At 35.4% G+C, this 18,514-nt stretch carries 19 protein-coding genes and 1 pseudogene; 16 read left to right on the top strand and 4 right to left on the bottom strand.

What is annotated here, in order from left to right:
* Window positions 1–20: 20 nt before the first annotated feature.
* A complete protein-coding gene (locus ACUXZ4_RS00360) occupies window positions 21–1,073 on the bottom strand; it encodes a glycosyltransferase family 9 protein (RefSeq protein ID WP_464973107.1) in 1,053 nt (350 codons plus the stop codon).
* 75 nt (window positions 1,074–1,148) lie between these two features.
* Here ACUXZ4_RS00360 and ACUXZ4_RS00355 point away from each other — a divergent pair, with 75 nt between their 5' ends.
* Both ACUXZ4_RS00355 and proS read left to right on the top strand, forming a co-directional pair.
* Complete coding sequence (locus ACUXZ4_RS00355; protein ID WP_464973106.1) at window positions 1,149–1,880, top strand: 3-deoxy-D-manno-octulosonic acid kinase; 732 nt, start codon at window positions 1,149–1,151, stop codon at window positions 1,878–1,880.
* A gap of 49 nt (window positions 1,881–1,929) precedes the next feature.
* Window positions 1,930–3,645 carry a proline--tRNA ligase gene (gene proS, locus ACUXZ4_RS00350; RefSeq protein WP_464973105.1) on the top strand — a complete coding sequence of 572 codons (1,716 nt, stop codon included), beginning with the start codon at window positions 1,930–1,932 and terminating at the stop codon, window positions 3,643–3,645.
* Between the two features lie 82 nt (window positions 3,646–3,727).
* Here the strand turns inward: proS and modC are convergent.
* The 3 genes and pseudogenes from modC to gpt form a co-directional block, all read right to left on the bottom strand.
* A pseudogene (gene modC, locus ACUXZ4_RS00345) lies at window positions 3,728–4,405 on the bottom strand (molybdenum ABC transporter ATP-binding protein); the annotation flags it as partial.
* On the bottom strand, window positions 4,392–5,108 hold the full coding sequence (gene modB / locus ACUXZ4_RS00340) for a molybdate ABC transporter permease subunit (RefSeq protein ID WP_464973104.1): 717 nt from the start codon (window positions 5,106–5,108) through the stop codon (window positions 4,392–4,394). The gene modB and the pseudogene modC, both read right to left, overlap by 14 nt.
* A gap of 55 nt (window positions 5,109–5,163) precedes the next feature.
* Window positions 5,164–5,622: a xanthine phosphoribosyltransferase gene (gene gpt / locus ACUXZ4_RS00335; protein ID WP_464973103.1), complete on the bottom strand. Its 459-nt coding sequence runs from the start codon at window positions 5,620–5,622 to the stop codon at window positions 5,164–5,166.
* A 194-nt stretch (window positions 5,623–5,816) separates the two neighbouring features.
* On the opposite strand from gpt, the gene ACUXZ4_RS00330 reads away from it, so the two are divergent.
* The 14 genes from ACUXZ4_RS00330 to ACUXZ4_RS00265 all read left to right on the top strand — a co-directional run bounded on the left by ACUXZ4_RS00330 (window position 5,817) and on the right by ACUXZ4_RS00265 (window position 18,424).
* The gene (locus ACUXZ4_RS00330) at window positions 5,817–7,277 is read left to right on the top strand and encodes an aminoacyl-histidine dipeptidase (protein ID WP_464973102.1); all 1,461 of its coding nucleotides are present in this window, start codon (window positions 5,817–5,819) and stop codon (window positions 7,275–7,277) included.
* Window positions 7,278–7,381: 104 nt separating this feature from the next.
* Entirely contained in the window at window positions 7,382–7,795 is a 414-nt protein-coding gene (gene secE, locus ACUXZ4_RS00325) for a preprotein translocase subunit SecE (protein WP_464973101.1), read from the top strand.
* 1 nt (window position 7,796) lies between these two features.
* Window positions 7,797–8,354, top strand: coding sequence for a transcription termination/antitermination protein NusG (gene nusG / locus ACUXZ4_RS00320; RefSeq protein WP_464973100.1), 558 nt, complete (start codon window positions 7,797–7,799; stop codon window positions 8,352–8,354).
* A 217-nt stretch (window positions 8,355–8,571) separates the two neighbouring features.
* Window positions 8,572–9,000: a 50S ribosomal protein L11 gene (rplK, locus tag ACUXZ4_RS00315; RefSeq protein ID WP_005542594.1), complete on the top strand. Its 429-nt coding sequence runs from the start codon at window positions 8,572–8,574 to the stop codon at window positions 8,998–9,000.
* A 4-nt stretch (window positions 9,001–9,004) separates the two neighbouring features.
* Window positions 9,005–9,694 carry a 50S ribosomal protein L1 gene (gene rplA, locus ACUXZ4_RS00310; protein WP_464973099.1) on the top strand — a complete coding sequence of 230 codons (690 nt, stop codon included), beginning with the start codon at window positions 9,005–9,007 and terminating at the stop codon, window positions 9,692–9,694.
* Window positions 9,695–9,880: 186 nt separating this feature from the next.
* Window positions 9,881–10,771 (top strand): glycosyltransferase, encoded by an 891-nt coding sequence (locus ACUXZ4_RS00305; RefSeq protein ID WP_464973098.1) that lies wholly within the window; start codon window positions 9,881–9,883, stop codon window positions 10,769–10,771.
* A gap of 1 nt (window position 10,772) precedes the next feature.
* Window positions 10,773–11,885: an FAD-dependent oxidoreductase gene (locus tag ACUXZ4_RS00300; protein WP_464973097.1), complete on the top strand. Its 1,113-nt coding sequence runs from the start codon at window positions 10,773–10,775 to the stop codon at window positions 11,883–11,885.
* Window positions 11,875–13,914 (top strand): hypothetical protein, encoded by a 2,040-nt coding sequence (locus ACUXZ4_RS00295; protein WP_464973096.1) that lies wholly within the window; start codon window positions 11,875–11,877, stop codon window positions 13,912–13,914. Before ACUXZ4_RS00300 ends, ACUXZ4_RS00295 begins: the two co-directional genes overlap by 11 nt.
* 4 nt (window positions 13,915–13,918) lie before the next feature.
* Window positions 13,919–14,680, top strand: coding sequence for an NAD-dependent epimerase/dehydratase family protein (locus ACUXZ4_RS00290; RefSeq protein WP_464973095.1), 762 nt, complete (start codon window positions 13,919–13,921; stop codon window positions 14,678–14,680).
* Between the two features lie 17 nt (window positions 14,681–14,697).
* Complete coding sequence (locus ACUXZ4_RS00285) at window positions 14,698–15,513, top strand: sugar phosphate isomerase/epimerase family protein (protein WP_464973094.1); 816 nt, start codon at window positions 14,698–14,700, stop codon at window positions 15,511–15,513.
* Window positions 15,513–15,869: a DMT family transporter gene (locus tag ACUXZ4_RS00280; protein ID WP_464973093.1), complete on the top strand. Its 357-nt coding sequence runs from the start codon at window positions 15,513–15,515 to the stop codon at window positions 15,867–15,869. The genes ACUXZ4_RS00285 and ACUXZ4_RS00280 overlap by 1 nt, the downstream gene beginning before the upstream one ends.
* 10 nt (window positions 15,870–15,879) lie before the next feature.
* A complete protein-coding gene (locus tag ACUXZ4_RS00275) occupies window positions 15,880–16,671 on the top strand; it encodes a glycosyltransferase family 2 protein (protein WP_464973092.1) in 792 nt (263 codons plus the stop codon).
* Between the two features lie 18 nt (window positions 16,672–16,689).
* Window positions 16,690–17,562, top strand: a complete 873-nt coding sequence (locus tag ACUXZ4_RS00270) for a hypothetical protein (RefSeq protein ID WP_464973091.1) — start codon at window positions 16,690–16,692, stop codon at window positions 17,560–17,562.
* A gap of 106 nt (window positions 17,563–17,668) precedes the next feature.
* A complete protein-coding gene (locus ACUXZ4_RS00265; protein WP_464973090.1) occupies window positions 17,669–18,424 on the top strand; it encodes a hypothetical protein in 756 nt (251 codons plus the stop codon).
* Window positions 18,425–18,514: the final 90 nt, after the last annotated feature.

Below are 18,514 nucleotides of genomic sequence, written 5' to 3'. Positions count from 1 at the left end.
GGCAGATTTTTTCTTTTAGCTTAATGAATAAAATGCAGTTTGCGTAATTGCACTAACACATCTTCCACTTGAATGTCTGCCATCAGTTGTTTGCCTTTTAATTTGGTTGCCCAAGGCAATTGATGAGAAGGTTTCCCATATTCTTTTTGCACATTCTTTTCGTAAACAGAAACCACATTATCTAAATGATGATAAGGGCCTGTGCGCCAAGGATTATGATAAGCATAAAGACCAACAACAGTTGTTCCCACCATAGTTGCAATGTGCGTGGGGCCACTATCTGGTGCGATGACTAAGTCTGCTTGTTGAATTAATGCGGTAAGTTCTGCAAGATTGGTTTTGCCACAAGCGTTAGTAATGGGAAAATCACAAAGTGCGGTGATTTTTTCACAAGTTTCCATCTCACGTTTGGCAGGCGAACCACATAAAATGACATGAATATTTTGTTGGTGAGCAATTTTCGCCACTTCCGCATAGCGTTCAGTTATCCAATCTTTTTCTACTTTGCTGGAACAAGGCGCAATCACTAAGTTTCGTTTATCTGTGGCAAGGAATTGTTTGGTTTTTTCCTTGCTTTCGGCGGGAATTTGCAAATGCCAATGGGGTTGAAATTCAGGTACGCCAATTTTGTAAGCAAATGCTTTGAAACCTTCTAGCACATGGGGATTTTCAGGATCATTAACACGTTGATTCACAAAAAAATGTTGTCCTTCTCGGCTACGTTTTTGCCCAAAACCAATTTTATATTTGGCTTTAATGCCAAGAGATAAAATAGATGCGCGAATAGCTGTCTGCATATTTAATAACGCATCAAATTGTTGATTCTTAAGTTGTTTCCATAATGCTATTAGTCCTTTCCAACCTGTTTTTTTGTCGTACACAACTAAATTTAAATCAGTGAGAGATGACAATAGCGCATATTCGGCCTTGCCTACAATCCAAGTGATTTTGCATTCAGGATAAAAACGAGCAATTTCCTGTACCACAGCTAAAGCATGGGTTACGTCACCAATGGCGGATAAGCGTAAAATACAGAGAGATTTTGGTGGTTGCTGTGCGCTAAAAAGTGACATAAAAAAGCTCCTTAAATTTTGGAAACCTCAATATTTTAAAGTAGAATAATGCCGTATGCTAGAAGGATCATTAAAATGATTGAATTACAACATAAAAATGCATTTTTTCTCTTTTCTGAACCCCATTATGCAACGGGGGATTATGCACAATTTTTTAATCCAGATTATTGGCAGCAACAAGCGAGAATTTTAGGATCGGCTCGAGGGCGTGGTGTGACTTGGTTTTTACACACACAAGATGTATTTGGGATTAATACGGCATTACGTCATTATTACCGCGGTGGTTTGTGGGGAAAACTGGTAAAAGATCGTTATCGTTTTAGCACCATTGAGCAAACGCGTAGTTTTATGGAATTTAAGTTGCTCCATAAGCTATATCACTCTGGTTTACCAGTGCCGAAACCCATTGCCGCACGTGTTGAAAAAGGTTTGTTCAGCTATCGCGCTGACATTATCATGGAAAAAATTGAAAATGCGCAAGATTTAACCGCACTTTTGCAACAACAAACGCTACCTTCAGCGGCTTGGCAACAAATTGGTGCGCTCGTACGTCAATTACATGATTTGCAAATTTGTCATACTGATTTGAATGCGCATAATATTTTGCTGCAACAAATTGACGCTCAACAAAAATGCTGGCTGTTGGATTTTGATAAGTGCGGTGAAAAATCTGGTGATTTTTGGAAAGCAGATAATTTGGCGCGTTTGCTCAGATCCTTTAACAAAGAAGTCAAACGAATGAATATTCAATTTGAGCCACAAAATTGGCAAGATTTGCTTTCTGGTTATCACAACGCATCAATTTAATGATAAACTAGCGCCATTTTTTGAAAAGATACAACAATTAGGAATAACAATGCGTACAAGTCAATATTTATTTTCAACTTTAAAAGAAACACCGAATGATGCGCAAGTGGTCAGCCACCAATTAATGTTGCGTGCAGGCATGATTCGTGCGATGGCATCGGGTTTATATAACTGGTTGCCAACGGGCATTCGTGTATTAAAGAAAGTCGAAAATATTATTCGTGAAGAAATGAATAAAGGTGGTGCGATCGAAGTGCTTATGCCAGTGGTTCAGCCTGCAGAATTATGGCAAGAATCTGCACGTTGGGAGCAATATGGTCCAGAATTACTACGCTTTAAAGATCGTGGTGAACGTGATTTTGTGTTAGGACCTACTCACGAAGAAGTGATTACTGATCTTGTGCGTCGTGAGGTGACTTCATACCGCCAATTACCACTAAACTTATATCAAATTCAAACAAAATTCCGAGATGAAGTGCGTCCTCGTTTTGGTGTAATGCGTTCTCGTGAATTTGTGATGAAAGATGCCTATTCATTCCATACGACACGCGACAGTTTGCAAGAAACCTATGATGTGATGTATCAAACTTATAGCAATATCTTTAGTCGCTTAGGTTTAGATTTCCGCGCAGTACAGGCGGATACGGGTTCTATTGGTGGTTCAGCATCGCATGAATTCCAAGTGTTAGCAGCTAGTGGTGAAGATGATGTAGTGTTCTCTAGTGAAAGTGATTTTGCAGCGAATATTGAGTTAGCTGAAGCTATTGCCATTGGAGAACGTCAAGCACCAACAGCTGATTTACAATTAGTGGATACACCAAATGCGAAAACTATTGCTGAATTAGTGGAACAGTTCAATCTACCAATTGAAAAAACGGTTAAAACGCTGGTGGTAAAAGGTGCAACTGAAGAACAACCTCTGGTTGCGCTTATTATTCGTGGTGATCATGAATTAAATGAAGTGAAAGCACAAAAACATCCACTGGTGGCGGATCCATTAGAATTTGCTGATGAGGCGGATATTAAAGCAAAAATTGGTGCAGGTGTCGGCTCATTAGGGCCAGTGAACTTAGCTATTCCGGCAATTGTTGATCGAACTGTGGCTTTAATGTCTGATTTTTCAGCAGGTGCGAATATTGATGGTAAGCATTATTTTAATGTGAACTGGGAACGTGATGTGGCATTACCTGAAATTGCTGATTTGCGTAATGTGGTGGAAGGCGATCCAAGCCCAGATGGCAAAGGCACATTACAAATTAAGCGTGGTATTGAGGTGGGGCATATTTTCCAATTAGGTACGAAATATTCAGAAGCGATGAAAGCCACTGTTCAAGGTGAAGATGGCCGCCCACAAACCATGATTATGGGTTGTTATGGCATTGGTGTTACACGAGTTGTGGCAGCAGCAATTGAGCAACATCATGATGAACGCGGTATTATTTGGCCAAGCGATGAAATTGCGCCATTTACTGTGGCGATCGTGCCAATGAATATGCATAAATCGGAAAGTGTGCAACAATTCTCGCAAGATTTATACCGCACTTTAATGGCGAAAGGCGTAGATGTAATTTTTGATGACCGTAAAGAGCGTCCAGGTGTTATGTTCGCTGATATGGAATTAATTGGTGTGCCTCACATGCTTGTTATTGGTGAGAAAAATTTAGCAAATGGCGAAATTGAATATAAAAATCGTCGTACTGGCGAGAAGCAAATGATTGCAAAAGATCAATTGTTGGATTTCTTAGCACAGCAAGTGAAAGCTTAAACTGTAACGAAGAAAAAAGTCATCTAATTTTCACCGCACTTTATGAAAAGTGCGGTGATTTTTTTTGGTTATTTTAGGCAATTCGCCACTTGTCAAATTGGGCACTGTTTACGACCGTATCCACCTTGTCGTAAGCAATAACTTGACCATTATCCAGTAGAATCACTTGATCTGCCAATGTGGTTAATTCATCCACACTGTGGGTTACATAGAGAATAGGGATCTCTATTTCATTGGAGAGCGAATCTAAATATGCCATAAGCTCTTGCTTACGAGGGAGATCCAAAGCAGACAATGGTTCATCCATGAGTAGCATTTCTGGTTGCGTGAGTAAGGCGCGCCCAATGGCGACACGTTGTTTTTCTCCGCCAGATAAACTTAATGGATAACGATTGAGCAGAGGTTCCAAAGAAAGTAAATTAATAATTCGTTCAAATTCCACCGCACTTTTCTTCTTCATGCCATAGCAGAGATTGCCTTTCACCGAATAATGTGGAAATAAGCGACCATCCTGAAAAACATATCCCATATGGCGTTTGTGAGCAGGCAAGTAAATATTCTTTTCTGTGTCTACTAAGGTGTTATTATTGAGGCGAATGTAGCCTTGATCTGGTTTGGTTAGCCCACTAATTAAGTTAATCAATGAGGATTTACCTGAACCTGACACACCAAAAATTGCGGTAATATTCGGCTGTGGAATGGTTAAGTTTACGGCGAGATCGAGTTTGCCTAGTTTCTGTTTTACATTAATCTCTAGCATCAATTTGTCCCAATTTTTTCTGTGTTCGTTTTGCTAGCCATTCTGATGCAAGCAAAGAAATTAACGAAATAATGATAGCGATAATACATAGCCTTGCAGCTGCGCTTTCTGCGTTAGGGGTTTCAATAAAAGAATACATCGCAAGAGGCAAGGTTTGAGTGACTTTCGGAATATTGGAGACAAACGTAATGGTGGCACCAAATTCACCGAGGGAGCGGGCAAATCCCAAGATCATACCCGCAAGAATGCCTGGGAAAGCGAGAGGCAATGTGATGGTATAAAAAATACGCCAAGGTGAAGAACCTAGGGTTTGAGCAGCTTGTTCTAGGCGTAAATCAATGCTTTCAATGGCAAGGCGAATGGAGCGAACAACCAAAGGAAAAGCAACCACTGCGGAAGCTAAAATTGCACCATTTAAATTAAAACCAAAGGTAAAACCAAACCATTTGCTCAGATATTGACCGATAAAACCATTGCGTCCCATTGATATGAGTAATAAGTAACCAATGACAACAGGTGGGAGAACGAGAGGTAAATGAATGATGCCATTGATTAATGATTTTCCCCAAAATTGTTTACGCGCAAGTAACCAAGCAATAGCAATCGCTGGTGGCAATAACCAAATATTTGCCCAAAATGCGACTTTTAAACTCAGTATAATTGCATTAATTTCGGAGGGAGAAAGTTTTATATAATCCATCATATAACGAAAATAGCGTTAAAAAATACGAGCATTGCCCGCATTTTTCATTAAATAATTACTTACGTGAAATAGGTGGTACAAAACCTAAACCTAAATCCCAAGGTTGTTCAATCCATGTATTTTGTGGAATATCAATAACATATTTATCCACTAATGATGCCCCTGCTGGTTTTGCAAATACAGTAACAAATTTTGCTTTTGGATAAAGACGACGAATTTCACGTGCAGTATTGCCCGTATCCACTAAATCATCAACTACAATAAAACCTTCGCCATCCATATCTGGTGCATGTAAGACTTTTAAATCACCTTGTTGATCATGATCATAGCTTGCGATACAAAGGGTTTCTACATAACGAATGCCTAATTCGCGAGCTAAAACTGCTGCAGGAAATAACCCGCCACGACTTACAGCAATAATCCCTTTCCACTGTGAAGCTGGAAGTAAATGTTCAGCTAATTTGCGGGCATGCATATGGAACATATCCCAAGTAACAATATATTTTTCGCTCATAGAAGTACCTTTCGTTCGATAAATTTAAAAATTGCGTTAGGATACCATTTAATTTTGCCCAATTGCTAGAATTTTTCTTTTTTTCACCGCACTTTTGTATAAAAAGTTGACGAAAATCGCGGAATCAGTTCGTTAAACTAGAAATTTACAGTAAAAAGGTCCATAATCAAGCCACTTTGTAAGGAGATCTTAAAATGTCAGAAATTCAATTATTACAACCTACATTACTTTGGAAATGGTTTGATCAAATTTGCGCAATTCCTCATCCCTCTCATCATGAAGAAGCCATTGCGACTTTTATTGTGAATTGGGCGCAGCAAAAAGGCTTATTCGTTGAACGAGATGAGGTGGGCAATGTGCTCATCAGAAAACCAGCAACAGCTGGTATGGAAAACCGTCAAGGCGTGACATTACAAGCCCACTTGGATATGGTGCCACAAGCAAATGAAGATACAAAACATGATTTCTTAACAGATCCAATTTTACCTTATGTGGATGGCGATTGGGTCAAAGCGAAAGGCACCACATTAGGTTCAGATAATGGTATTGGTATGGCGTCAGCTTTGGCGTTGTTAGATAGTGATGATATTGCTCATCCTGAATTAGAAGTCTTGCTTACCATGACGGAAGAAGCAGGTATGGATGGCGCAGTTGGTTTACGTCCAAATTGGTTGAAATCTGATATTATGATTAATACTGATACGGAAGAAAATGGTGAGATCTATATTGGTTGTGCTGGTGGTGAAGATGCGGAGTTAGTATTACCAATTGAGTGGGAAGCGAATAAATTTACTCACAGTTATCAGCTTTCATTTAAAGGATTACGTGGAGGTCACTCAGGTGGCGATATCCATAAAGGTCGCGTAAATGCGATTAAATTACTTGCACGTTTCCTTGCTAATTTCCAACAACATCATGATTTTGCATTTAGTTTAGCGGAAATTCGAGGTGGCTCAATTCGTAATGCTATCCCGAGAGAAGCTTTTGCAACTCTTTGTTTTAATGGCGAACCGGCAGTATTGCAAAGTGCGGTGCAAAAATTTGCAGATTTAATGAAACAAGAATTAGCTATTGCTGAGCCTTCACTGGTAATTAGCTTACAAGCGGTAGAAAAAACAGCACAAGTATTTGATGCAACTTCAAGTCTTAAAGCTATTCATTTCTTAAATGCGTTACCAAATGGTGTGTTACGTAATAGTGATGCGGTAGAGGGGGTTGTAGAAACCTCAAGTAGCGTTGGTGTATTAAGTACCACTGAACAAGGTGTGAAAGCAATTATATTAATGCGTTCATTAATTGAAAGCGGAAAAGAATATATGGAAAATCTGCTTTATTCTTTAACCGCACTTTGTGGCGCAAAAGTGACCTTTGCTAATAGTTATCCAGGTTGGGCTCCGCAGCCAAACACAGAAATCTTAAATTTAACGCAAAAATTATATGCGGAAGTTTTAGGTTATGAACCTGTGGTAAAAGTGATTCATGCAGGCTTAGAATGTGGCTTAATTAAGAAAATTTATCCTAATATGGATATGGTTTCAGTTGGACCTACTATTCGTAATGCTCATTCACCTGATGAAAAAGTTCATATTCCAGCGGTGCAAACTTATTGGCAATTGATGACTAAACTTTTAGCAAATATGCCTGTGAAAAAATAAGCGGAAAATTCGGGAAAAATTAATATGAAAATGAAAAAGAAAGTGCTACAATCGCACGTTCTAAAATTATGTCCCGAATTTATATTTCATCGATAGGTTAATTTATGGCTCTTGAAATCGAGAAGAAAAAACGTGCACCTGAAGAAACAACAGGGCAGAAATCAGTTGGTTTAAACCGTCTTTTATGGTTATTAGTTGCTATTTTAGTTGTAGCAGCTGCAGTAGGAAATATCTATTTAGCTGATCAGTATTCAACACCAATTCGTGTTGTGGGTATGGCTGTATTACTTGCCATTGCCTTCGTATTAGCAGCAATTACTAATCAAGGTGCAAAAGCACGTGCATTTTTCAAAGAAGCGCGTGTTGAATTAAGACGTATTGTATGGCCAACTCGTCCAGAAGCAATGCAAACAACATTTATTGTGATGGCAGTCACTGTTGTTATGTCATTAATTTTATGGGCATTTGATAGCATTATTGTTTCAGTACTTAACTTTTTAACTGATTTGAGATTCTAATATGACAGAAACAACAGTAGCAAAAAAACGTTGGTATGTATTGCAAGCGTTTTCCGGTTTTGAAGGTCGTGTAGCAGCAACGTTGCGTGAATATATCAAATTAAACCAAATGGAAGATCAATTTGGTGAAGTGTTAGTACCAACAGAAGAAGTGGTTGAAAACGTTGCAGGTAAACGTCGCAAAAGTGAGCGTAAATTCTTTCCTGGCTATGTATTAGTTCAAATGGAAATGAATGATTATACTTGGCAGCTTGTGCGTAGTGTACCTCGCGTAATGGGTTTTATTGGTGGCACTCCTGATAAACCATTACCAATTAGTCAACGTGAAGCAGATATCATTTTAAACCGCGTTGAGCAAAATGCCGATAAACCACGTCCGAAAAATGTGTTCCAGCCTGGTGAAGAAGTTCGTGTTACTGAAGGTCCATTTGCTGACTTCAACGGAACAGTGGAAGAAGTGGATTACGAAAAAGGCCGTTTAAAAGTATCTGTTTCTATCTTTGGTCGTGCAACTCCAGTTGAACTTGAGTTTGGTCAAGTGGAAAAAGCGAACGGTTAATTAAGCAAACTATTTAAAAACACGCTTTGTTGATAAAGCGTGTTTTTTTATTTTTTATCATTAAAACTGCTTGAAAATCCACCGCACTTTGATTATAATCCGCATCCTATTTTACGAGTAGCCTCGTCTGCTCGTATTTTTATGTATGGCACTTTGGTGCTGAATATCATCGGGGAGCTAGTAATAGCGTTATCACCCATTTTAGAGGAAGCTAAAAATGGCAAAAAAAGTACAAGCCTACGTTAAGTTGCAAGTTGCAGCAGGTATGGCTAACCCTTCACCACCAGTTGGTCCTGCATTAGGTCAACAAGGTGTGAACATCATGGAATTCTGTAAAGCATTCAACGCTCGTACTGAGAGCTTAGAAAAAGGTTTACCAATTCCTGTGGTTATCACTGTTTACGCAGACCGTTCTTTCACTTTCGTTACCAAAACTCCACCAGCAGCAGTTTTATTGAAAAAAGCAGCAGGTATCAAATCTGGTTCTGGTAAACCAAACAAAGACAAAGTGGGTAAAGTGACTTTAGATCAAATCCGTCAAATCGCTGAAACTAAAGCAGCAGATATGACTGGTGCGACTATCGAAACCAAAATGAAATCAATCGCTGGTACTGCTCGTTCAATGGGCTTAGTGGTGGAGGAATAATACGATGGCTAAATTGACTAAAAAAATGAAAGCAATCAAAGCTGGCGTAGACTCTACAAAAGCATACGAAATCAACGAAGCAATCGCAGTATTAAAACAATTCGCAACAGCGAAATTTGTTGAAAGCGTTGATGTTGCAGTTAACTTAGGTATTGATCCTCGTAAATCAGACCAAAACGTACGTGGTGCAACTGTATTACCACATGGTACTGGTCGTTCTGTACGCGTTGCTGTGTTCACTCAAGGTGCTAACGCAGATGCAGCTAAAGAAGCAGGTGCTGATTTAGTAGGTATGGAAGATTTAGCAGAGCAAATCAAAAAAGGCGAAATGAACTTTGACGTTGTTATCGCTTCTCCTGATGCAATGCGTGTTGTAGGTCAATTAGGTCAAGTTTTAGGTCCACGTGGCTTAATGCCAAACCCGAAAGTGGGTACAGTGACTCCAAACGTAGCTGAAGCAGTTAAAAATGCAAAATCTGGTCAGATCCGTTACCGTAACGACAAAAATGGTATTATCCATACCACAATCGGTAAAGCTGACTTTGCGCCAGAGCAATTAAAAGAAAACTTACAAGCATTATTAGCAGCGTTAACAAAAGCAAAACCAAGCACAGCAAAAGGTATTTTCATTAAGAAAGTTAGCCTTTCAACTACAATGGGTGCTGGTGTTGCAATTGATCAAAGCAGCTTATAATTAATATTTGAAAGCCATATTTAATATGGCTTTTATTTTTTAATTCAGTAGAGCAAATTATGAAAGAACGTTATTCTATTTTCTTATCAGTTGTCATAAATTTACATCAATCAATCAATCAATCAATCAATCAATCAATCAATCACATCTCGACTTACTCAAATCACAGAATTATTATCAGACTTAGTGAGTGATTATGAACTTATTATTGTTGATAATGGTTCAATGAATGATGACGTTTTATCAGAGCTAAAGAAACTAACCGCCATTGATGGTTTGCCAAATTTACAGGTATATAGCCTTTCCAAAGAAATTGATTCCGATACGTTGGCTTGGTTAGGTTTGGAGAATGCTTTAGGCGATTATGTGACGATTTTAGACGTTGATGATATAGATAGTTTTAATATTTTGCCTGAGATGTTGGAAGAGGCAACAAATGGTCATGATGTTGTTTTCGCAAGAAATACTTTACAACATAAAAATGAATCTATTTCTTATCGAGTTGCAAATAGTATCTTTAATTCCTTATACCGAATTTTTAATAAAGGGTTAAATTTAAACAAAGAAGCACCTAGATATCGTTTATTAAATAAGCGTGTTGTAAATTTTATTTTGCAGCATAATCGCCCAGCTATTGCTTTACGTTATCTACCTGTAATTAGTGGTTTTTCAAAAACTTATGTGGAATATAAATTAGAATGCCAATCTACTTTGAATAATAAGAATTTATTTCAAAGTATTGCTCGAGGATTAAAGTTATTGGTTTCTTCCACAAGCAGTCCTATGCGCTTAGTTACTTTACTTTCTTTATTTGGGGCTGGTGCAAACTTCCTTTATTCTATTTATGTTCTATTGATATATTGGTTTGGAACTGATGTCTCTGAAGGCTGGACAAGTATGTCATTGCAAATTTCAGGCATGTTTTTCCTTATTTCATTAGTGCTTTTTGTATTGGGAGAGTATATTCTCTATTTAGTTGAGCAGCGTGATGAAACCCCTAAATATTATATTGCCCAAGAATTGACTAGTGCGCGTATTTTACGTCATGAAAAACTTAATATAGAAGAGGAAAAATAATATGATTCAGGCTCAAGCTGTCATTATCGGTGGCGGATTTTATGGTGTAAATATAGCTTTATATTTAATTAAGCATAAAGGTTTTTCTGATGTTATTTTAATTGAACAAGAAGACCGATTGTTACAGAGAGCCTCATATACTAATCAAGCGCGGGTGCATAATGGTTATCATTATCCGCGTAGTTTTATAACGGCTTATCGTAGCCGAGTTAATTTTCCTCGTTTTGTACAAGATTGGCAAGCAGCCGTGAAAAGTGATTTTACTAAAATTTATGCTATTGCTCGCCAAAATTCCAAAGTGACTGCAAAACAATTTTATAAATTTTGTAAAGAAATTGGTGCAGAGATTGAAAAAACAGACCAAAAAGTTACCGCACTTTTTAATACTCGTTTAATTGAAGAGAGCTTTTTAGTTAAAGAATATGCTTTTGACTCCACTATTTTAGAACAGTGGGCTTTAGAGTCTTTGGCTGCTGAACCCATTTCTGTTATGTATAAGCATAAAGTGAAAGAAATTAATAAGCAAGCCAATGGACTTGAGGTGGTGATGGAAAACCAATTAGGTCAATGCGAAAAGATAGTGGCTAAATATGTATTTAATTGTACTTATAGCGGACTAAATCAATACGGGGGTGATTTTTCTCAAACAGGCTTACAAACAAAACTGAAGCACGAAATTACAGAAATGGCTTTAATGGAAATGCCTACTTCATTAAAGAATATTGGAATTACTGTGATGGATGGGCCATTTTTTTCAGCTATGCCTTTTCCTGCTAGGAATTTACATAGTTTATCACACGTTCGTTACACTCCGCATTTTAGCTGGACTGATGAATTGGGAAAGGAAGTTTATCAAGAATTAGACAAATACGATAAACAAACTAGAGTCGATCGAATGGTAAGAGATGTTGAACGTTATATTCCATCAATTTGCGATGCTGTTTACAAGGATTCCTTATTTGAAATAAAAACTGTTCTAGTAAAAAATGAAGGAGATGACGGTCGTCCTATTCTATTTGAAAAAAGTGTTGCTTTACCAGGTTTATATTCAGTGTTAGGCGGAAAAATTGATAATATTTATGATATTTTTGAGAGATTAGAGAATGAGTTTTAATAGAAAATACGTTTTATTTTTAGCCTCTTTTATTTTATTTGTATTGGTTTTTCAATTTAACTTCTTTAAGACTGTATCCAGAGATTGGTTTAATTATCATCAACGGGACTCAGAAGCGTTGGTTATCTCTAAGATATTAGAATCTGAAAGAAATGGGCTTTTTTCTCATATGGGATTTATGGGGAATTATACTGAAGGACCGAAAAATATTGGCTATATTGATAACGCACCATACAACATTCCAATAAATGGAAAATATGGGGTTTATTCCTCTAGTTTTGGCTTACAAGGTATTTTCTATTCGTTACTTGATCAGACTCAACAAAAATTAGGTGTAGAATCCCCTGAACTTAGGTTATTTTATAATAAACTATTTACTTCAATTTTATCTGCCTTATTATTTTCTATAATTGCTCTCTTTTTTTACCAGTATTTCGGAATAATTTCATCTTTAACCTACCTAGTTACAATGATCTTTTCAGGCTGGTTAATTGTTTTTGCCAATAATCTTTATTGGATGTTATTTTTAATCTATTTACCTTGCATAGTTACTGCCTATTTTTCTGTAAGAGAAGATAAAACAGGAAAATGGAATACATACACAGTATGTGGTTTTACTTTTTTAGCAGTGTTTATTAAATGCTTAGCTGGGTATGAATATATCTCCACAATACTGATTACAATGTTAATTCCTTTAGTTTTTTTCTCTATTAAGAACAGTCTAAGATTAAATGAATTTATTAGTCGTTCTTTAAAGATTTCATTTGCTGGTGTTATTGGTTTTTTATTTGCATTAGCAATTCATTTTACTCAGTTAATGTATTATTCTGGTGGATTTAAAAATGCGAAAGCAGTTCTTATGAGTATTATTTTGAAAAGGACACATGGTAATCCTGATGATTTTACTTATAATGCGACATTGGCATATTCATTAAAAACCGATCTTTTTTCAGTGTTAGTTCTTTATATTAAGAAACAGCTAGTTTTTGGGGTTAGTGCGGGAAGTATTATTTTAGGTGTGCTGATAATTTCTTTATTAAATGTAGTATTAATGAGAACTCATCCGCTGAAAAAAAATAATTATGCTTTTCTTGCTAGTTTGTGGTTATCCTTACTTGCACCATTGTCTTGGTATATTCTAGCGAAAGGTCATTCTCATATTCATCATCATATAAACTACTTACTTTGGTATGTTCCATTTTTATTGCTTGTTTCTGCTTATATAGGATATTCTTTTCAGTTTTATTGGGGATTTGTTCAGAAAAGACCAAAGCTCTTCATTACTATTATAGTATCGATTTTATTATTCGCAATACCAGTATATATCTATAAATTGTATAATTTTAAAAAAGACTTAATTACTCAATCTACTCATTTAGTATCTGTTCCAGAAAGGGATTTGGATATTTATATATCAGAAAACAAATTACTTTATGTTTCTAGAACCTGTGATTCGAATATCGAGGATAGGTTTTTTTTACATATATCTCCAGTAGATAATACTTATCTTGATAAAATGCAGATAAAGCGTGGAGCAACATTTAATAACTTTGATTTTAATTGGTATCAAGCTGAAAAAATAAAAGCAGATCCATTGTTAAAATCATTATTTTCACAAACGATTTTTTTAAAAAATAACGTTTGTATTGCAGTTAAAGATCTTCCATTTTATCCTATAAAATCCATTAAAACAGGGCAGTATGCACAGTATAAGGGGGGGCTGATATATTGGGATAGAGATATAAATATATCAAAATTCTTACTTATTCCTGAAATAGAACTGATTGATTTAAGTGATTCCAATTGGGAAAAATCAGTCCATAGAGTTGATAACGCATTTTTTATAAAAAATACTTTTGATGTAAGAAATGCTATAAAAGTCAATACTGTTTTAAAATTTAATGATGATGAGGAAAGAATGGTCACTCACCTAAAATATAGCAAAAATTATATTAATATTTATGTAAATGGAACTAAGTTAAACCCTCATTTAACAGGTTACCCTAATAAAGTAAAAATCGTAAGGTAAATATATGAATGCACTTATTGGTTATACAGGATTTGTTGGAAATACAATCCTAAAACAAAAAAAATTTGAATGTTTATTTAATTCTAAAAATATTGCAGAAATAGATAATCAAGAATTTGAACTTGTCGTTTGTTCTGCCGCACCAGCACAAAAATGGTTAGCGAATAAAGAGCCAGACAATGATTTAAAAATAATTAATGGGTTAATTGAACATTTAAAAACAATTAAATGTAATACATTTATTTTAATTAGCACGGTAGATGTATTTAAAGATCCGATTGATGTGGATGAGGACACTGCAATTAATGAAGAAAATTTACAGCCTTATGGCTTACATCGTCGTTATTTAGAAAAGTTTGTTGAATCACATTTTGAGAATTATCTTATTGTTCGCTTGCCTGGGCTTGTAGGTCCTGGCTTAAAGAAAAATATTATTTTTGATTTTCTAAATAATAACAATCTAAATATGATTGATAGTCGTGGTATTTTTCAGTTTTATCCAATGGTAAATTTATGGTCTGATATTCAGGTTGCATTGGAGAATAAACTTCACTTAATCCATTTAACGTCAGAACCGATTTCAGTAGAAGAAGTTGCAAAGAATGGATTTGGATTTAAATTTGAACAATCATTAATAAACCCGCCTGCAAAATATGATATGCAGAGCAAATTTGCTGTCCTTTATGGTGCGGAAAAATACCAATACTCTAAAAAAGAAACATTATTAGCAATTCGAGCTTATGCTCAATCAGAAAATACAAGGTAGTTAAATAGGTTAGCAGAATGAATAACATTTCCATTTCTAATATTGCTTGGGAAGTTAGTGAGGATTCTCAAGTAATAGATTTGCTTAATCAATATCAAATAAATAAAATTGATATCGCTCCAAGTAAATATTTTTCTGATTTTAGTTCAGTTTCTGAGGAAGATATCTTACGCATCAAAGATTTCTGGAATAAAAACGGTTTTGAGTTGATAGGAATGCAAGCTTTATTGTTCGGTACAAAGGGATTGAATATTTTTGCATCTGATGAAATTCAAACAAAAATGCTTGATCATTTAAATAATGTTTGCCGTATTGGCAGATTATTAGGAGCAAATAAATTGGTATTTGGTTCTCCTAAAAACCGAGATATAACAGGATTCTCTGATGAGAAAGTGCGGTCAATTTCAAAGGTGTTTTTTAATCGCCTAGGGGATATAGCTGAGAAAAATCAATGTATTATTTGTTTGGAGCCAAACCCTGTCTGTTATGGTGCCAATTTTATGACCAATAGTTTAGAAACACTGGATATTGTGAAAATGGTTGAGCACCCAGCAATTAAAATGCAACTTGATTTAGGGGCGGTAACTATCAATCAAGAAGATATTGAGCAAGTATTAAAATCTACTTCCTCCTATATTGGACATATTCATATTAGTGAGCCAGAATTAGATATTATTGGCAGTTCTAAAATTAATCATCGTGAATATGCGAAAGCAATATCAGCCTATATTCCAAATCAAGTATTAACAATTGAAATGCGTTCAAATAATGTTAGATCTAATTTAGAGCGTATTGAACAGGCATTAAAATGTGTTGCTGAGAGTTATCAATAATGAACTGGATCATATTATTACTCGGTGTTTTAAGTAATGCCGCTGCGAGTATTTTAATTAAAATTGCTGTTATCCCACCTCGAAAATTTCCATCTTTAAATGAACCTTGGGAAGCATTAACAAATATCCCTTTTTGGTTAGGATTGTTTTGTTATGGACTCGCATTCTTATTATATGTAATGGCATTAGCCCGTTTTCCATTAAATATTGCACATCCTGTGTTGACATCAGGTGCTATTGCGACGGTTGCATTAGCCTCTATGTTGTTTTTTAAAGAGCAATTTTATTGGACAACATTATTAGGAATTGTATTCATTATATTAGGTGTAATTCTAATTGCATCAAAAATAAATTAAGGTGATTAAAATGGAAAATATCAACAAATGGCAAATACCAACATATGATGAATTATTTTGGCTAGGGAAAATAAAAAAATATTGTGTTGTTATCCCCGTCATCAATGAAGGAATGCGGATTATTAATCTGCTTGACAAAATGAAAGCAAATAATATCTCAAACATTGCGGATATTATTATTATTGATGGTGGTAGTACGGATGATTCTTTAGAAATAACCCGATTGCAAGATTTAAATGTGAAAGCCCTGCTATTAAAAACTGGGGCTGGAAAATTAAGTGCTCAATTACGTTGTGCTTATTCTTTTGCATTAAAACAGGGATATTTAGGTATTATTACTATTGACGGCAATGATAAAGATGATCCTGCGGCTATTTCTCAATTTGTAGATTCGTTGGAAGATGGTATTGATTTTGTTCAAGCTTCTCGTTATTTATCTGGAGGCATTGCGGTTAATACGCCAAAATCAAGAGATTTTGCTATCCGTTGTATTCATGCACCTTTACTAAGTTTAGCCTCAGGATTTAAATGGACTGATACAACACAAGGCTTTAGAGCTTATAGTGCTAAAATGTTATTAGATGAAAAAGTATCACCATTCAGAGATATTTTTGTGTCTTATGAATTATTAGCTTATCTATCTTATATAGTACCTAAGCTAGGCTACAAATGTATAGAACTACCAACATCAAGAATTTATCCTGAGGGTGAAGTACCAACAAAAATCAGCTCATTTAGAGGTAATTTATCTGTGTTGATAGTTCTATTTAAGGCGTGTTTAGGCCTATATAACGTTAAATAGGATGAATAATGGGCTTTTTTGCATTATAAAAACACCAGATTTGTAAAAATAATAGGGTTATTGATAGTAATGCTTTTGCTCATTTTTTCTTTTATTTTAAGAAAAAATGATTTTAACAATGTAGTAGGCTCCGCAAATATAGAGGCAACTTATCATACCCTCTTGACTGTTCAAGCTTTACAAAAAAATACAGCAGATCACCATTATTTTTTACCTACGGTCAGTTTGGGAAAGGAGAGAGATAAGCACATAGCTTGGGGAGCGACTGTTCCTACAGAAAAAGGTGATTATATTTATACTAGTTTTACATCTCCAGGTTTTCTTGCACCGTATGCTATCTTTTCTTTTTTCTCTATTGAACCTACGGAGAAAAACCTTGCCTATTTGAATTTTGCGATTGGTGCATTTGTGTCAGTCGTATTATATTTACTTCTATTTCGTAGTCTAATAGTATTAGGTTATAAAAATAGTCAAGCCATAGGCGGAGCGATTATTGGTTGTATCATCTCTATTTTCAGCAAAGAAGTCTTGCAATCCCATGGGGTTATATATTGGGTTCATAGTTTTTATCAACTTATTTTTATTTTGGGATTGTATTTTCTTTTCTTATATTTAACAGCCTCGGATGATAAAAAGAGTTCTATATATGAAAAGCTCTTAATTGTTTTTGTTGGGATTGGGGCACTTACTGAGTGGACAGGGTATATTTTTAGTCTTGGTTTGATCTTGCTCTTTTGGTTTGGTAAAGCACTAAATTGTGAAAATAGAAAATTGGCAATCAAATTATTAATTACAACGTTGATGGCTGGTTTTTTAACAATTGCTCATTATAGCTTTGCAGTTGGAGTAGAACCTACAATTAAAGCCTTTATTGCTAGCTTTTTTATATAGCTCATTTAATCTCTTGTCTTATAATAAGAATGAAACAAAATCAGCTTATCAAAAAATCTCTTTTTTGTTTTTGGCTGCGCTAATCCCTCTCCTTGAGAATATTATTATGTTGCAGCATGCAACTCAATTTTCATTTGATAGATTAAAAGCCTTGTTTGTATTAGCAATGATATTAGCTATTTCTTTTGCTAGAGCAGAGCATTTTATCAAATTGCTATTTGGTATTCTTGTTTGTGCTGCGAGTATCCAAGGATATTCAAGTTATCGTACGGATTTGAATAGGTATTCAGTATGGAGTGAAATACATTACAAAAATAAATTATTAGTACAGGCTGTGAAACATTCGATAGCTCTAGAATGCTCAGTATTACATTCAAATAGTAAGGTTAGAGGATACCTAAATCTTTTATGGGGTCGAGGGATTATTGAGGGGAGTAGGTTAGACAAGTCATTATCTTTGATGAAAGATTTGAACGCCTGTGGTTCAGTTCATATTCAACAAACTGAACCTTTTATTGATTTACATTATGTTCATAGGGCTATTGTGACAAGATCTGATAATCCTCAAGTTTGGTTTGAACAATTAGTTATCGGAAATACAAATAATAATTTCTTTTTAACAGATATAAATTGGAAGAATGGAGTAGCTAGGGGGAGGGCTGGTTTTTTCGTGCCTAATACAAATTCTCTAAGAACACAATTATTACCAGGAAGGGAATTAGTGTTTAAGGACGGAGATGTAAGAACTATTCTTGAAGCTGTAGATGCGGGGGGATATTTGAATATCTATCTTAATGGTCCACCTCTAGATTCTGATTCAGTAGGGATTCCTACGCATTATATTTTACGTTATACCAAGTAAGTTTTTGCAGTTAATATTGAATATTACTTTACAAGAGGATTTTTCTTTACTATAATTTCGAGCCTTAATTTATGGTATATCCATAAAACT

This window comes from Reella acinonychis (genome assembly GCF_052828705.1).
The sequence above is the reverse complement of the archived record's forward strand: the minus strand, read 5'-3'. Positions and strand labels throughout refer to the sequence as shown.

What these genes read in the sequence shown, in the direction of transcription:
- ACUXZ4_RS00360 (WP_464973107.1), bottom strand. Translation starts at nt 1,073, where the DNA reads ATGTCACTTTTTAGCGCACAGCAACCACCAAAATCTCTCTGTATTTTA.
- ACUXZ4_RS00355 (WP_464973106.1), top strand. Translation starts at nt 1,149, where the DNA reads ATGATTGAATTACAACATAAAAATGCATTTTTTCTCTTTTCTGAACCC.
- proS (WP_464973105.1), top strand. Translation starts at nt 1,930, where the DNA reads ATGCGTACAAGTCAATATTTATTTTCAACTTTAAAAGAAACACCGAAT.
- modB (WP_464973104.1), bottom strand. Translation starts at nt 5,108, where the DNA reads ATGATGGATTATATAAAACTTTCTCCCTCCGAAATTAATGCAATTATA.
- gpt (WP_464973103.1), bottom strand. Translation starts at nt 5,622, where the DNA reads ATGAGCGAAAAATATATTGTTACTTGGGATATGTTCCATATGCATGCC.
- ACUXZ4_RS00330 (WP_464973102.1), top strand. Translation starts at nt 5,817, where the DNA reads ATGTCAGAAATTCAATTATTACAACCTACATTACTTTGGAAATGGTTT.
- secE (WP_464973101.1), top strand. Translation starts at nt 7,382, where the DNA reads ATGGCTCTTGAAATCGAGAAGAAAAAACGTGCACCTGAAGAAACAACA.
- nusG (WP_464973100.1), top strand. Translation starts at nt 7,797, where the DNA reads ATGACAGAAACAACAGTAGCAAAAAAACGTTGGTATGTATTGCAAGCG.
- rplK (WP_005542594.1), top strand. Translation starts at nt 8,572, where the DNA reads ATGGCAAAAAAAGTACAAGCCTACGTTAAGTTGCAAGTTGCAGCAGGT.
- rplA (WP_464973099.1), top strand. Translation starts at nt 9,005, where the DNA reads ATGGCTAAATTGACTAAAAAAATGAAAGCAATCAAAGCTGGCGTAGAC.
- ACUXZ4_RS00300 (WP_464973097.1), top strand. Translation starts at nt 10,773, where the DNA reads ATGATTCAGGCTCAAGCTGTCATTATCGGTGGCGGATTTTATGGTGTA.
- ACUXZ4_RS00295 (WP_464973096.1), top strand. Translation starts at nt 11,875, where the DNA reads ATGAGTTTTAATAGAAAATACGTTTTATTTTTAGCCTCTTTTATTTTA.
- ACUXZ4_RS00290 (WP_464973095.1), top strand. Translation starts at nt 13,919, where the DNA reads ATGAATGCACTTATTGGTTATACAGGATTTGTTGGAAATACAATCCTA.
- ACUXZ4_RS00285 (WP_464973094.1), top strand. Translation starts at nt 14,698, where the DNA reads ATGAATAACATTTCCATTTCTAATATTGCTTGGGAAGTTAGTGAGGAT.
- ACUXZ4_RS00280 (WP_464973093.1), top strand. Translation starts at nt 15,513, where the DNA reads ATGAACTGGATCATATTATTACTCGGTGTTTTAAGTAATGCCGCTGCG.
- ACUXZ4_RS00275 (WP_464973092.1), top strand. Translation starts at nt 15,880, where the DNA reads ATGGAAAATATCAACAAATGGCAAATACCAACATATGATGAATTATTT.
- ACUXZ4_RS00265 (WP_464973090.1), top strand. Translation starts at nt 17,669, where the DNA reads ATGTTGCAGCATGCAACTCAATTTTCATTTGATAGATTAAAAGCCTTG.